The sequence below is a fragment of the Variovorax sp. Varisp36 genome (genome assembly GCF_047304235.1).
Taxonomy (GTDB): domain Bacteria; phylum Pseudomonadota; class Gammaproteobacteria; order Burkholderiales; family Burkholderiaceae_C; genus Variovorax.
The window spans coordinates 81823-96846 of sequence record NZ_JBGLYU010000018.1 but is presented as its reverse complement, the minus strand read 5'-3'; the positions used below and the strand labels follow the sequence as shown (position 1 = coordinate 96846).

11 protein-coding genes are annotated in these 15024 nt (G+C 69.9%); 5 read left to right on the top strand and 6 right to left on the bottom strand.

Annotated elements, in window-relative coordinates; genetic code table 11:
* Positions 1–98: 98 nt before the first annotated feature.
* From ACCD11_RS13440 to ACCD11_RS13430, 3 genes are all read left to right on the top strand, one after another.
* A complete protein-coding gene (locus ACCD11_RS13440; RefSeq protein ID WP_007829159.1) occupies positions 99–260 on the top strand; it encodes a hypothetical protein in 162 nt (53 codons plus the stop codon).
* A 196-nt stretch (positions 261–456) separates the two neighbouring features.
* A complete protein-coding gene (locus ACCD11_RS13435) occupies positions 457–1116 on the top strand; it encodes an OmpA family protein (protein WP_413314240.1) in 660 nt (219 codons plus the stop codon).
* A gap of 84 nt (positions 1117–1200) precedes the next feature.
* Positions 1201–1764, top strand: a complete 564-nt coding sequence (locus ACCD11_RS13430; RefSeq protein WP_007829163.1) for an OmpA family protein — start codon at positions 1201–1203, stop codon at positions 1762–1764.
* Positions 1765–1879: 115 nt separating this feature from the next.
* Here ACCD11_RS13430 and ACCD11_RS13425 read toward each other — a convergent pair whose 3' ends face one another.
* Genes ACCD11_RS13425 through ACCD11_RS13410 form a run of 4 tightly spaced genes read right to left on the bottom strand, consistent with a single transcriptional unit; the run spans position 1880 to position 9530 of the window.
* The gene (locus tag ACCD11_RS13425) at positions 1880–2506 is read right to left on the bottom strand and encodes a response regulator transcription factor (protein ID WP_007828807.1); all 627 of its coding nucleotides are present in this window, start codon (positions 2504–2506) and stop codon (positions 1880–1882) included.
* 42 nt (positions 2507–2548) lie between these two features.
* Positions 2549–4591 carry a two-component system sensor histidine kinase NtrB gene (locus tag ACCD11_RS13420; RefSeq protein ID WP_413314239.1) on the bottom strand — a complete coding sequence of 681 codons (2043 nt, stop codon included), beginning with the start codon at positions 4589–4591 and terminating at the stop codon, positions 2549–2551.
* Positions 4592–4593: 2 nt separating this feature from the next.
* Positions 4594–5409 (bottom strand): carbon-nitrogen hydrolase family protein, encoded by an 816-nt coding sequence (locus tag ACCD11_RS13415; RefSeq protein ID WP_413314238.1) that lies wholly within the window; start codon positions 5407–5409, stop codon positions 4594–4596.
* Positions 5406–9530, bottom strand: coding sequence for a YhdP family protein (locus ACCD11_RS13410; protein WP_413314237.1), 4125 nt, complete (start codon positions 9528–9530; stop codon positions 5406–5408). The genes ACCD11_RS13415 and ACCD11_RS13410 overlap by 4 nt, the downstream gene beginning before the upstream one ends.
* A 25-nt stretch (positions 9531–9555) precedes the next feature.
* Here ACCD11_RS13410 and glnE point away from each other — a divergent pair, with 25 nt between their 5' ends.
* Both glnE and ACCD11_RS13400 read left to right on the top strand, forming a co-directional pair.
* Entirely contained in the window at positions 9556–12351 is a 2796-nt protein-coding gene (gene glnE / locus ACCD11_RS13405; protein WP_042672691.1) for a bifunctional [glutamate--ammonia ligase]-adenylyl-L-tyrosine phosphorylase/[glutamate--ammonia-ligase] adenylyltransferase, read from the top strand.
* Entirely contained in the window at positions 12344–13507 is a 1164-nt protein-coding gene (locus ACCD11_RS13400; RefSeq protein WP_413314236.1) for a septal ring lytic transglycosylase RlpA family protein, read from the top strand. The genes glnE and ACCD11_RS13400 overlap by 8 nt, the downstream gene beginning before the upstream one ends.
* A gap of 30 nt (positions 13508–13537) precedes the next feature.
* On the opposite strand, the gene ACCD11_RS13395 is transcribed toward ACCD11_RS13400, so the two are convergent.
* Positions 13538–13999 (bottom strand): carboxymuconolactone decarboxylase family protein, encoded by a 462-nt coding sequence (locus ACCD11_RS13395; protein WP_007828797.1) that lies wholly within the window; start codon positions 13997–13999, stop codon positions 13538–13540.
* Between the two features lie 90 nt (positions 14000–14089).
* Positions 14090–14980 carry an RNA polymerase sigma-70 factor gene (locus ACCD11_RS13390; RefSeq protein WP_413314235.1) on the bottom strand — a complete coding sequence of 297 codons (891 nt, stop codon included), beginning with the start codon at positions 14978–14980 and terminating at the stop codon, positions 14090–14092.
* Positions 14981–15024: the final 44 nt, after the last annotated feature.

Below are 15024 nucleotides of genomic sequence, written 5' to 3'. Positions count from 1 at the left end.
ATCGCAGCGGCAGGTGCGGGCGCGGGCGCGGGCCGGTGGAACAGGCGGCGAGCGTTGCTACGATCACAAGCCCGACCAGCCACTGGAGTCCATTTCTCATGGGTTTGATTCTGCTTGAAGCCCTCGCCGCGGGACTCGTGTTCATCTTGATCATCTGGTGGACCATGTTTTCCGGCCGTAACAAGGGCGAATTGCACGACGACGACCCACCCGAAGCCGGCCGCGACGCCACCAACGGGAACCCGCCGCCGGAAACGTGAATTGCTTGCGCAGTCCCGCGCCGCGCAGCCATGTCGGACAATCGCCCCATTGCTATTACTTTAGTAGCAATCATCGCAGCATTGACGCGCGATGGCGAAACTTTTCTTATTTTCCCCAGGGCTTTGAGCCCGTACCATCGCGTACGCCCGGAAGCTAAGCTGTGGCCCGCCTGAATCATCCTTGAAAGGGATTGCCATGAAAAAGTTCGTACTCGCAACCACCGCCACGGCGCTCATCCTGTCCGGCTGCGCCGGCGGCATGACTGACACGCAGCGCAACACCGGCATCGGCGCCGGCATCGGCGCGCTGGGCGGCGCCGCCATCGGTTCGGCCACCGGCGGCAACCGCGGTGCCATCGGCACGGGCGCGGTGGTCGGCGCGGCCGCCGGCGCGCTCGGCGGCTACCTGTGGTCGCAGCGCATGGAAAACCAGAAGCGCCAGATGGAAGCCGCCACGCAGGGCACCGGCGTCGCCGTGACCCAGACACCCAACAACGAGCTGAAGCTGCAGATTCCGAGCGACGTGTCCTTCGACGTGGGCCGCGCCAACATCAAGCCGAACTTCGCGCCGGTGCTCGACCAGTTCGCCAACGGCCTGCGCAACAACCCGAACGCCGAGGTGCGCATCATCGGCCACACCGACAGCACCGGCTCGGACGCCATCAACAACCCGCTGTCGGTCGAACGCGCGGCCAGCACGCGCGACTACCTCGTGGCGCACGGCGTGAACGCGGCGATCTTCCGCATCGAGGGCCGCGGTTCGCACGAACCCATTGCCGACAACAACAGCGACGCAGGCCGGGCGCAGAATCGCCGCGTCGAAATCTACATGGGTGAGCGCGGGCCGCGAGGCTGAGCGTTCACCGCATGGGGAAACCGGCCGCGCTGAAAGGCCGGTTCCCGCCACTACCGTTCCATTGGTCCATTAAGAGGGAATCTCATGAGGAAGTTCGTTGTTTCGAGTGCGGCCGCGGCCGCGTTGCTTTTCATCGCGGGCTGCGCTTCGCAGTCGCAGCCACCGGCCACCGCCGCGCCGGCCGCCGCAACGGCCGCGCCAGCCAACAGCTGGACGGCCCGCCTGGCCGCGTTGAAGACTGATCTCGAAACCTCCACCAAGGGCACGGGCGCGGTGATCGAGCAGACCGCCGACAACCAGCTGCACGTGGTGATCCCGAACGAGCTGTCGTTCGACTCCGGCCGCGCCAACGTCAAGCGCAACCTCGCGCAGGTGCTCGACAAGGTCGCCGAAGGCCTGAAGAGCGCCACCGCCGCCAGCGTGCGCGTGGTGGGCCATACCGACAACACCGGCAGCGAGGAAGGCAACGAGCGCCTCTCGGTGAGCCGCGCGGACAGCGTGCGCAACCACCTCGTGAGCCGCGGCGTGTCGACCACGGCCATCACGACCGATGGCCGCGGCTCGCGCGAGCCGCTGGCCGACAACGGCACGGTCGCAGGCCGCGCACAGAATCGCCGCGTCGAGATCTTCGTCGCCGAGAAAGCCTGACCCCCAGGCTTCGCGCACTTCGTGTCGCTTCGCCAACCCCCTTTCAGGGGGCAACACCTGCGGCCCGGCAAAGCCGGTTCCGCGGTGTTCGCTTGGAAAAGGCCGGGCGCCGCCGTTAAAGATCTCTGAGGCGGTTGGCTAGTTCTACGGCTGACTTCACTTCCATTTTTTCGAACACGCGCGCGCGGTGGACTTCCACCGTGCGCACGCTGATCGCGAGCTGGTCGGCGATCAGCTTGTTCGGCAGGCCCTCGACCACGAGCCGCATCACGTCGCGCTCGCGATCAGTCAGCTCGGCGATGCGCTCGCTCAGCCCGCGGCGCAGGCGCTGCACTTCCAGCGCCTGCAGCGACGCACTCAACGCATGCTCGATGCGGTCGACGAGCGCGTTGTCCGAGAACGGCTTCTCGCAGAAATCGAAGGCACCGCGCTTCACCGCATCGACGGCCGTCGGCACGTCGGCGTGGCCGGTCAGGAAGATCACCGGCATCGCTGGCAGCAGGCCGCGCTCGGCCAGCCGGTCGAACAGCACCAGCCCGCTGGTGCCGGGCATGCGCACATCGAGCAGCAGGCACAGCGGCTGTGCGGGCAGCGGGCCCTGGTCGAGGAACTGCTCGAACGCCTCGGCACTGCCGAAGTGCTCGCTGGCCAGGCGGCGCGAGCGCAGCAGCCAGGCCAGCGCCTCGCGCACGCTGGCGTCGTCGTCCACGATGAAGATCAAGCCGTCGATCAGTGGTTGCATGTCATGGGATCCAGCAGAAGATTGATTGTCTGAAGGGCGCCGTCAAGCGGCCGGCAGCGTGAAACGGAATACGGTGCCGCGCGGCTTGTTCGGCTCGAACACCAGCGCCCCGCCGTGCTGCTCCACCACCGTGCGGCACAGGCTCAGGCCGAGCCCCATGCCGTCGGCGCGCGTGGTGAAGAAGGGGGTGAAGAGCCGCTCGGCCACGTCCTCGCCGATGCCGCTACCCAGGTCGGCCACCGAGAATTCGAGCCAGCGCCGCCCGTCTTCCTGTCCCGTGCCCCCCACCGCGACAGCGCGCGCCACGCGCAGCCGCAGCACGCGGCTGCCGGCGTTGTCGGGGCCGTCCATGGCCTGCATCGCATTGCGCGCGAGGTTCAGCAGCACCTGCTCGACCAGCGTGCGGTCGCACATGGCCGCCGGCAGGCGGTCCTCGAGCACCACCTCGATGGTCACGCCGAGCTTGCGCGCCTGCAGCCGCACCAGGGGCAGCACCGCGTCGATCAGCGCCTGCGGCGCGACGGCCTCGCGCGTGCGGTCGCGCCGGCGCACGAAGTCGTGCACGCTGCGAATGACCTGGCCCGCGCGGTCGGCCTGCTCGGCGATGCGCTTCACCGCCATCGCCACTTCGCCCTGGTCGCCCTTCGCATGCGGGCCGAGCAGGTTGAGCGAGCCGCTCGCATAGCTGGCGATGGCGGCCAGCGGCTGCGTGAGCTCGTGGCTCAGCAACGATGCCATCTCGCCGACGGTCGCCAGCCGTGCGCTGGCCTGCAGCCGCTCCTGGCTGGCGCGCGAGAGCTCCTCGATGCGGCGCTGCTCGCTCACGTCGATGAACGCGCTCATCCAGCCGGTCTGCACCTTGTGGGCGTTGATCAGCGGCGCTTCGAAGATCAGCACCGGAAAGCGCGTGCCGTCCTTGCGCATGAAGACCGACTCGAAGCCTTCGCGCGGCGGCATGCCGCCGGCAAGGCGCCGGGCCTGCCGCTGCTGATACTCGTGCGCCAGTTCGGTCGGCCAATAGGGTGCGTCGGCGCTGTCCGCCATGAGCTCCTCGGGGCTGAAGCCGACCATCTCGCAGAAGGCCGGGTTCACGTAGGTGATGCGGCCCTGCAGGTCGCGCGCGCGCAGGCCGGTGATGACCGAGTCTTCCATCGCCTTGCGGAAGGCCAGCGCGTCGGCCAGGTCGCGCTCGGCGCGCAGGCGCCTGCGCGTGTCGCGCGCGAGCAGCACCAGCACCGACACCAGCGCGATCGAGATTGCCGTGACCAGCGCGGTGAGCATGTTCGGGAACAGGTCGGGCGCGGCGCGCCAGCCGTCGACGCGCAGCATCAGCGCGGCGCCCGGCAGGTCGATCAGCTGCTGCGAGGTGAACACCCGCGTACCGACTCGCCGCGAACTGCCGAGCGCCACCAGCCGCGTGCCGTCGGCCTCGGTGAATGCCACTTCCTGGCCGCGCGTGAGCGTGGGGCCGACCAGCTCGATCAGCGCATCGCGCAGCGAGTAGCTCGCCACGAGGTAGCCGCCGCCATCGATCGGCAGGCACAGCTCCATCACCTCGATGCCGCCGCCACCGGCGATCGGCACGTAGTGGCTCGGCGAATAGGCCGGCGCGCCGAGCTTGCGCGCGGCGGCGCAGGCCAGCATCACGTCGGACTGCTCGGGGCCGCGGCTCTCCTCGTCGAGGAGGCGCATGCGGTAGGGCGTGTTGACGGCCTGCTGCGTGCGCATGGCGGCATCGCGCCATTCGAGCCGCAGCCATTCGCGGTGCTCGCGCAGCAGCGCGGCCGCGGCCGTGGACCATTGTGTGCGGTCGGCGCCCGGGGCCTGCGTGGCGCGCAGGCTCTGCGCATTGCGCTGGAAGCCGCTGCGCAGGTCGGAGACCGCGTCGGCGGTGTCGCGGTCGAGCGCGGCCTGCACCTGCTCGACCTCGTGCCGGCCGGCGAGCCACACCACCGTCACCAGCAATACCGACACCAGCACCGCCATCAGCAGCCACAGGAACCAGCGCTGCCACAGCGAGCGCAGCCGCGCGAACGCCAGCAGCGCCCACCGCTGCGGTGCGACGGTCAGCAGCGCATCGGACATCGCTAGAGAACGCGGTGCGAAAGCACGGGCAGCTGCGCGCGCGTGCTTTCGACCCTCGCGGCATCGATGTCGAACAGCACCACGCCTTCTTCGCTGGCCTGCTGCGCGACCACCGCGCCCCAGGGGTCGACGACCAGCGACTGGCCCCAGGTCCGGCGGCCGTTCTCGTGCGTGCCGCCCTGCGCGGGTGCGACCACCCAGGCCAGGTTCTCGATGGCGCGGGCGCGCAGCAGCACCTCCCAGTGGGCGGCGCCGGTAGTGCGCGTGAAGGCGCTGGGCACCAGCAGCAGGTCGGCGCCCTGCTTCGCGAGCGCGCGGTAGAGCTCGGGAAAGCGCAGGTCGTAGCACACGCTCATGCCCACGCGCCAGCTGTGGCCGTCGCGCGAGGGCAGGTCGAACACCACGGGCTGCGTGCCGGGCGCGATGACGCGGCGCTCGTCGTAGCGCTCGGTGCCGTTGTCGAAGAAGAAGAGATGGATCTTGTCGTAGCGCGCCACGCACCGCCCCTCGGGCGAGAAGGCCAGCGAGCTGTTGAACACGTGCTCGGCGTCGGCGCTCTCGATGGGCAGCGTGCCGCCGACGATCCACAGGCCGAACTCGCGCGCCGCGTCGGCCAGGAAGCCCTGCACCGCGCCTGCGCCGGCGGTCTCGCGCAGGCCCAGCTTGTCGGTGTCGCGCGCGCCCATCATGCAGAAATACTCGGGCAGCACCGCCAGCTCGGCGCCGGCCGCGGCCGCCTGCGCGAGCAGGCCGTGGGCGCGAGCGAGGTTGGCTTCGCGGGCGATGGCCGACACCATCTGGATGGCTGCGACTTTCATTGCGTGGTCTCCGTTTTCTTGCCTTCGTTCGCGGCCGGCGAACCCGGCAGGCCGGGGATGGCCGGAATGCTCTGGGGCAGCAGTTGCAGCGTGCGCGGCACCTTCGCTATTTTGGGGTCGGCCCAGGTGCCTTCGATATGGAACTCCTGCGTAGCGGCCGCCGCCAGCGGCTTGCTCAATACCCATTGGGCGAGGAAGGTGCCCAGGCCGATGGCCGGGTTGATGGCGGTGGCCACGAGCGCGGCCGTGCCCGCATTGATCTCGGGCACCACCACCACGCGCAGGTTCTGCGTCTCGCGCACGATGTCGGCCGAGCCGTCCATCAGCGCGGCGGCGTTGACGCCCTTCATCTGCAGGTTGTTGGTGCTGGCGATGCCCTTGTTGATCTTCGCGTCGCCGCGAATGAAGTCGAAGGCGAAGCCCTGGCTGAAGACGTCGCGGAAGTCGAGCGTGAGCCGGCGCGGCAGCGCCTGCAGGCTCAGCACGCCGAGCAGCTTGGCCAGGCCCGGGTCGGCCTTGAGGAACTGGCCCTGCTCCACGTCGACCTGCAGCTGCCCGCCCAGGCTCGGGTAGTCGAGCGAGAACGGCGAACCGCGCCAGTTGACATCGCCCTCGATCCGCCCGCGGCCGCGCAGCAGCACGCCCGGCATGCCGAAGCGCGTGAGCAGGTCGCCGGCATCGCTGATGTCGAGCTTGAACGTCATGGCGGTGCGGCGCTGGCCGGCCGCGGCACCAGGCACCGCCGCCCAGCTGCCCTTGGCCGCGAAGCTGGCCTCGGGCATGGTGAAGGTCAGCTTGTTGAGCGCCCATTCGCGGCTCGCACCCCCGCGGTTGACCGCGTCGATCTCGGCGCGGCCCAGGCGCTTGCCGAGCAACTCGAAATCGTCGATCACGATGTCGAGCGCCGGCAGGGTGCCGGGCTGCTCGTCGAGCAGGGTCTCGACCTGCGTGGCCTCGGCCGGTGCGATCTTCAGCCGCGCGAGCCGCGCATGGAGGCGCCCGGCCTGCGCGTGGCGGTATTCCGCATAGCCGCTGAGTTCGGTGGCGTCGATGTTGGCGCGCCAGACAGCGCCGTCGCGCGTACCGCCGAGCACCACGTTGTGCAGCGTGCGGCCCGCGATGCCGAGCTGCTGCGCGCGCACCGCGATGCGCGTGGGCAGGTAGGCCTGCGAGGGGTCGTCGGTGCGCTCCGCCGTCTCGGTGCCGGTGCCGGTCGCCTCGCCGAGCAGCGCCTGCCATGCCGCCATGTCGAGCTTGGCGACGTTGACGTTCGCGAACACGCCTTTGTCGGGCAGGCTGGCCGTCTCGCCGGCCGCGAGGCCGACGCCGATGCTGCCGCGCAGCACGCGCGCCTCGTTGCCAGCGAGATCGCGCACGTACTGGACGGCGCCGACGCGGCCGAGGTCGAGCGAGAGCTGGTCCTGCGTGGCGACGATGGCACCTTGTTTCGTGGTTTCGCGCGCGAGCACCTTCTTCTCGATGCGCAGCGGCATCTGCTCTTCGGCCGTCTTCACGAGCGGCGGCGGCAGCTGCAGCGCCAGGCCCTGCAGGCTGCTGGTGAGCGAGAACTCGGGCGTGCCGTCGCGCATCGAGAAAGTGGCCGCATAGGGTGTACTGCCGGTCGCCTTCTTCGCGAGGCGAGCGAGCCAGTCGACCTCGCGCGCACCGCGCAGGCCCTCGGCCGTGGCCGTGCCCTGCGCCTTCAGGGCCACCTCGCGATTCGGGCCGGTGAAGCGGCCGCGGCCTTCGACGCGGATGTCGCCGCCGAGTAGCCTGGCCTGCACGCCGGCCAGGGAAAAGCCGGTTTCGGTGAAGCTGAGCGTGCCCTTGGCCTGCGTGAGCGAAGGCGCCTCGGGCACGACTTGCAGCTCGTTGTCGGCCAGCGCCACAGTGGCCTGCACCTTGGCGTTTTCCATGGCCGCGAGGGGCAGTTCGAGGTGCAGCTTGTAGTCGGCCGAACCGGTGGCGCGCGCGGTCCGCATGATCTCGCCGGTTTCGCCGGCCAGCGGCGCGCCCGCGCGCAGCACCTCGCCGAGCGGCCCCTTGGCCTGCGCATCGACGCGCAGCATCGAGGCATGGTGCGACATGTCGGCGATCTGCGCCTCGGCCTTGGTGATCTCGACACCGGGTGCACCGACGATCCGGCCGCGCGCGTTGCGCACCAGCATGCCGGCGCGCTCGAACACGAGCTCGCCCGACAGGCCGGTGAGCGGCGGCCACACCGGGGCGGGCGTGCCGTTGCGCAGCGGCGCGGAGGACGGCGGCACGTAGGCGTAGTTGACGTCGGCCACCTTGGCGGCGATGCGGAAGTCGCCCTGCTTCGGGTCCATGAAGGGCATGTCGTGCAGGTCGCCGCGCACGCGGAAGTCGACGCTGCTGGCGACGCCCTTGGTGACGGCGTTGCGCACATAGTCGCGCGTGTGCTGCGGAATGTCGAGCGGCAGGTAGCGGAACACGCGCGTGCCGTCGGCGCGGGTCAGCTTGCCCTGCAGGTCGAGCACGCCGGGAAAGCGTCCGTGGCCGCTGGAGACGGCCGGGTCGCTGGTGCGCCAGGTGGCTTCGGCATCGCCCTCGGCGTCGGTGTTGGCGAAGCGCAGCTTCGACAGCTGCAGCTGCGCGTTGCCGTTGTCGAGCTTCCATTGCAGCTGCGCCGAGAGCCGGTCGATGGGAATGACCGGCTCTTCGAACACGCCCGGGAATTCGAGCGTGCCCTGTGCGATGGCGAGCGTGGCGGTGCCGCCGGTGTGGGAGGCGTCGAAGTCGACCGCGGCGCCGCTCAGGCCGGGGGTGCCGGGACGGGTCTTGGGCGGTGTGGCCGCCGCATCCAGCCTGCCGGGCTGCGAGGCGATGCGCAGGCCGCTGACGCGGCCCTTGGCCTGGTAGCGGCTGGGCGCCCCCAGCGGGCCCTGCCAGTTCAGGTCGACACGCTCGACGAGGCCGCGCGGCGCGTAGGCGTCGAGCATGCGGTGCGTGGCATCGCCCAATGGCAGCCGGTCGGCGATGAGGGCCAGCGCAGCCAGGTCGAGGCGGTCGGCTCGCAGCGCGCCGTGCTCGGGCGTGCGGCCCCGGTTCGGCGTGTGCTGCAGCCACAGGTTGCCGCCGGGCCAGCGCAGGCCGTCGCTGGTGTCGAACTGCAGCGCGGTGGTCGAGAACTCCAGCGTCTCCTCGGTGAGCTGCCCCGCGAGGCGGCCGGTGACGGTGCGCAGCACCAGCGGCTGCAGGCCCTTGTCGAGCGACACGTCGACCTTGTCGAGCCCCAGGTCGGCCGCGCCGCCGACGACCTGGCCGTCGTCCACGTCGGCCCACACGCGCAGCGCGCCGTTGCCTTCGCGGATGCGGGCGTCGAGCGACACGTACTGGCCCAGCCGGGTCACGTCGATGTAGGGCAGGTCGGCATAGAGCTGGCCGTCCCAGGTCTGCCAGTGGCCGCTGCGGATGGACAGCAGCGGCTGGCGGAACTGGCCGCGCAGGGTGAAGCGCTGGCCCCAGCCGGCCGGCGGCGTGGCGTCGAGCCGCAGCCCGTGGCGCCGGGCGCTGTTGCGCGCGACGAAGCGCACGTCCGTCAGCAGCAGCGGTTCGGCCTGGCGCTGCTCGTCGGTCCAGCGCACGGTGCCGCCTTCGATGACCAGTTCGCGCTGGGCAAAAAACCAGTCGGCACCGCGAGTTTCTCCGCTCGTGTCGGTCGCCATGTGCAAACCGGCCACATGGAGTTTTCCCTGAGTGTCGCGACGCACGTCGAGTTGCGGTCCCTCGATGTAGAGCTGCTCGAAGTTGAGCCTCCAGAGCGAGCGCGGCGACACGCTGGCCACCACGCGCACGAGGCGCAGGGCCTCGCGCTTGCCGGCGTCGAGCAGCACCACGTCGCGCAATTCGAAGGCCGGGAAAAGCCCTTCGGAGCGGGCGGTGATCGATCCAATGCGGACCGGCACGCCGATCGCCTTGCTAGCCTGTGTCTCCAGTGCACCGCGGAAATCGCCGATTCGCGGCACAATCCACGCGTGTAGGACAACGACTGACAGCGCCAGCAGAAGCCATGCAGCGATCAACAGACTCAGCAGCCAGCGCGCTGTCACAGCGGTTAATTTGAGCAGACGTGAAGGGGAAGACGCCGTGTCGTTCATTGAGGATCGCGCTGTGTCGGGAATTATGACCGCCAGCATTCAGAGGGGTTCCACGGAAACCAGCATCAGTGTGAACCACTTGCCAGACACTTCGACGCAGGCCGCGTCATCTTCTTACTCACGCTTCGTGCAGCGCCTGCGTCGCAGGTATGCGGCCGAGCTTTCATTGCTTCCCCCTGGTGCGCCGCGGCGCGAGTCGATGATGGTGGCTTACGAGGCATTGCGCCGGCGTGGGGACAACGTCGGCGATGCACTGCGGATTGTGCGGCAGCTCGTGATGGAGCGGCTCGTGACCCTCGACTGCGACGAACAGGCGCCGCTGGCCGTGGTGACCACCGCCGTCACCGAACTGGCCGAGCTGGCACTCGATATTGCGTGCCAGGACGCCTGCCACGAACTCGACACCGCGCACGGCGCCCCGCTTGGCCCCGAAGGCCAGCGCTCGCAGCTGTGGATCGTCGGCATGGGCAAGCTCGGCGCGCGCGAGCTCAACGTGTCGAGCGACATCGACCTGATCTACCTCTACGACGTCGACGGCGAAACCGCCGGCGATGCCGACGGCCGCGGCCGGTTGTCGAACCAGGAATACTTCGGGCGCGCCGTGAAGCGCATCTACGCGCTGGTGGGCGACACCACCGAGCACGGCTTCGTGTTCCGTGTCGACCTGGCGCTGCGGCCCAACGGCAATTCGGGCCCGAGCGTGGTCTCGCTCGATGCGCTCGAAGAATATTTCCAGGTGCAGGGCCGCGAGTGGGAGCGCTTCGCCTGGATGAAGAGCCGGGTGGTGGCGCCGCGCGACATCGTGCTCGCGGGCCAGGCCCAGGGGCTGCGCGGCGCGGTGCTGCCTTTCGTGTTCCGGCGCTACCTCGACTACAGCGTGTTCGATTCGCTGCGCGTGCTGCACCGGCAGATCCGCGAGCAGTCGGCGCGCCGCAGCGCCGGGCGGCCTGAGCGCGCCAACGACGTGAAGCTGTCGCGCGGCGGCATCCGCGAAATCGAGTTCACCGTGCAGCTGCTGCAGGTGGTGCGCGGCGGCCAGTTCCCCGAACTGCGCACGCGGCCCACGCTCGATGCGCTGCAGCGCCTCGCGCGCGCCAACCTCATGCCGCAGGAAACCGCCGATGCGCTGGCGGCGGCCTATGAGTTCCTGCGCCGCGTGGAGCACCGCATCCAGTACCTCGACGACCAGCAGACCCACGCGCTGCCGGTGTCCGACGACGACCTGCGCTGGATTGCCCAGACCATGGGCTACGACTGCTGCGCCTTCCTCGAGCAGCTCGACACGCACCGCGAGTTCGTCGCGCAGGAGTTCGACAAGCTGCTCGGCGGCGAGAAGCCCTGCAACGGCAAGTGCAATGGCAAGAAGGCCTCTGCCGCGCCGGCCGATCTCGCCGATCTGCTCGACGATCTGCCAGCCGCCTTCGCCGACCGCATCCGCGACTGGTGCGAAACGCCGCGCGTGCTCGCCCTGCGCGAGGAAACGCGCGGGCGGCTGCGCCAGCTGGTGCAGCGCACCGGCCAATGGCTCAAGGAGCCCGATGGCGACGGCCCGGGACAAACGCCGCGCCATGTCGACGCGGCCTTGCGCTGGGCCGACTGGATCGAACCGCTGCTGCGCCGCGAGAGCTACCTCGCGCTGCTGGTCGAACGCCCGGCCGTGCAGCAACGCCTGCTGCGCCTGCTCGGCGCCGCGAAGTGGCCCGCGCGCTACTTGATGCAGCACCCGGGCGTGATCGACGAGCTGGCGAGCGACGAAATGCTGTCGGGCCGCTTCGTGGCCGCCGAGTTCGAGCGCGAGCTCGAGGCGCGCCACGCCTCGCTCACCCGCACCGGCGAAGCCGACGAAGAGCGCCTGCTGAACCTGCTGCGCCACGCCCACCACGCCGAGGTGTTCCGCACGCTGGCACGCGACGTCGATGGCCGCATCACGGTCGAGCAGGTGGCCGACGACCTGAGCGCGCTGGCCGACACCACTTTGCGCGTGACCGCCCACTGGTGCTGGCCGCACGTGCGCAACCGGCACCGCGAGGTGCCGCAGTTCGCGATCATCGGCTACGGCAAGCTGGGCGGGAAGGAACTGGGCTACGGCAGCGACCTCGACATCGTGTTCGTCTATGACGACGACGACGAGCGCGCCGGCGAGGTCTACGCCGCCTATGTGCGCAAGCTCATCAACTGGCTCACGGTGAAGACGCGCGAAGGCGACCTGTTCGAGATCGATACCGCCTTGCGTCCCAACGGCAACTCGGGCCTGCTGACCACCAGCTTCGAAGCCTACGAAAAGTACCAGCTCGGCCGCGGCAGCAATACCGCGTGGACCTGGGAACACCAGGCCATGACGCGCGCGCGCTTCGTGCTCGGCAGCGAGGACCACGGCGCCGAACTCGGCGCGCGTTTCGACCAGGTGCGCGAGGCCGTGCTGGTGTCGCCGCGCGACCGCGAGGCGCTGAAGGCCGAGATCATCGCGATGCGCGACAAGCTGCGTGGCGCGCGGCCCGTGAAGGCCGACCGGTTCGACGTGAAGCACAGCCCCGGCGGCATGGTCGACGCCGAATTCGCGGTGCAGTTCCTGGTGCTGTCGTCGTCGGGCGAGCACCCCGAGCTGATTCCGAACGTGGGCAACATCGCCCTGCTGCTGCGCGCCGAACTCGCGGGACTGCTGCCTGAAGGCGTGGGCCGCAATGCGGCACGGGCCTATCGCGAGCTGCGCCGCGTGCAGCATCGCGCGCGCCTGAACGAAGAGCCGACCCAGGTCACACCGCCCGCACTGGCCGCCGAGCGCGACGCGATGCTGGCACTATGGAAGGCCGTATTTGGCTGACGGCGTCCGTTCTCCCGCCACCACCGCGCTGGCCGCGTGCGCGGTCGCCGTCGCCATCCTTCTTGCGGGCTGCGCCGGCGGTCCGCGCGGCGGCGTTGCCAGCGGCCGCGACGGGGCAGGCACGAACATTCCGCCGGACCTCGCCAGCGTGCCCGACGCCGAGCCCCGCATCGAATCCATCCGTGCCAGCGGCGGCACCAGCAAGCCGTACACCGTGCTGGGCCGCGGCTACCAGCCGATCACCGACGACCGGCCCTTCCGCGAATCGGGGCTGGCCTCCTGGTATGGCCGCAAGTTCCATGCGGCATCCACTTCGAGCGGCGAGCCCTACGACATGTACGCAATGACCGCCGCGCACAAGACGCTGCCGCTGCCGAGCTACGTGCGCGTGCGCAACCCCGCCAACGGGCGCGAGGTGATCGTGCGCGTGAACGACCGCGGGCCCTTCGTGGACGGCCGCGTCATCGACCTGAGCTACACGGCCGCGCTGAAGCTCGACCTGCTGCGCGGCGTAGCGCCGGTGGAGATCGAGCGGATCACGAACGAGGACATCCGCACCGGCGCATGGCGGCGCGACGCCGGCACGGCCTACGCCGCTGCGCCCGCCCCCGTGCCCGTCTCCGCGCGGGTGCCGGCGGCACGTGCGGCGAGCGCGCAGCAAGTGCGGGTGCCGGCCGAATGGGTGGCGCCGATAGCCGCGGCGGACAACGACATGCCGCCGCCCGCGTCGACGATGCCGGTCGCGCCGCAGACACCGATGGCGACGGGCAATCCGCCCGGCACCGAAACCGAATCGGCACAGTGGCCGCCTTCCACGCCGCCACGCCAGGCCATCGTGGTGAACGACCTCGCGCCGCTGCAGGCCGCACCTTCACCATCCGCGCTGCCGGCAGCCGGAGCGCCCGCACCGTCCACCGCCCTGCCGGGCTTCTGGGTTCAGCTCGGCGCGTTCCGTGAGCGCGAAGGTGCCGAGAGCCTGCAGAACCAGGCGTCCCGCGGCGTGCCTTCGCTGGCATCGCAGCTGCGGGTTTTCAGCGAGGCTGGCACGCACCGGCTGCAGGCCGGTCCCTTCACCTCGCGCAATGCGGCCGGCGAGGCGGTCACGCAGCTGCGCGAGAGCCTGCGCATCTCGCCGATGGTGGTGGAGCGCCACTGAGCGCTGCCCCGAGGCCGCCTCGGCGACGGCTCAGGGCATGGCCTTGACGGCCACCGGCATGCGCATGCCGACGCCCATGCGGTTCCAGGCATTGATCTGCGCGATGGCGACGGAAAGCTCGGCGATCTCGACTTCGCTGAAATGCGCCCGCAGCGCCTCGAACTCGGCGTCGCGGCCGCCATGATGCTCGGACAGGCGCGTCAGCGTTTCGGCCCAGGCGAAGGCGGCACGCTCGCGCTCGCTGAAGAAGCTCACTTCGCGCCAGGTCGCGAGGCTGTTGATGCGCTGCCAGTCTTCGCCCTGCTGGCGCAGGTCGCGCACGTGCATGTCGAGGCAATAGGCGCAGCCGTTGATCTGCGAGACACGGGCGTAGACCAGGTCGAGCAGCGTCTTGCCGAGCGTGGTGGCCTCGTAGGCGCCGTTCACGCCGAGCATGGCCTGGAAGGCCTTGGGGACGGTCTTGTACCAGTTGAGACGGGGGGTGCTGTTCATGGTGCTCTGACTCCAATGAGTGGGTTGAAACGAATCTGCCTACCCCCTGAAGACGTGCCGGCCGAGCGCCTTGTGACACATCGCGCGAAATTATTCTTTCGGCGAAGAAAAATACAGGCGTGCGATGTGCGCCAGCTTGTCCGGGTTGCGCTGCGCGCGGATGCGCACGATCCGCTCGTCCTCGATCTCGAAGGTCTGGGCCGATTCGAGTGCGCCGTCGACGAAGCGCAGCAGCCCGGGCTCGCCGTTGATCTCGACCAGCTCCATGCGCACCGCCGGCCCCAGGCGGCGCCAGAGCGCGAAGTAGAGCTGCGCCAGGCGCTGGCTGCCGCGCAGGATCTTGCTGAAGCTCTGCACCTTGCCGCCGCCGTCGCCAATGAGTTCGACGTCCTCGGCCATCAGCGCCTTCAGGTCCTGCAGGCTGCCGCGCGCGGCGGCGTCGGCGAAGGCGCGCAGCAGGCGCTGCTGCGTTTCGCGCGGCACGCTGAAGCGCGGGCGCCCCTCCTGCACCTGCGCCTTGGCGCGGTGCACGAGCTGGCGGCAGGCGGCCTCGCTCTTGCCGAGCGTGCGGGCGATTTCGTCGTAGTCGGCGTCGAACACTTCGCGCAGCAGGAAGGCGGCGCGGGCCTCGGGCGCGAGGCGCTCCAGCACCGCGAGGAAGGCAACGGAGATGTTGTCGGCGCGCTCGAGCAGCTGTTCGGGGCTTTCCGGCGCATCGGTCAGCACAGGCTCGGGCATCCAGGCGCCGATGTAGTGCTCGCGCTGGACCTTGGCGGCGCGCAGCCGGTCGATCGACAGGCGGGTGACGACGGTCACGAGCCAGGCTTCGGCGCTGTCGAAGCTGGCCTTGTCGGCTTCGTGCCAGCGCAGCCAGGCGTCCTGAACGACCTCTTCGGCCTCGGCCATGGAGCCGAGCATGCGGTAGGCGATGCCCTGCAGGCGGCCGCGGTGGCTGTCGAAGGTGGGGGTCGGGTCGTCCATGACCATAAGACGGATGACAGCCGAGGTTTGTGACAACCCCTAAA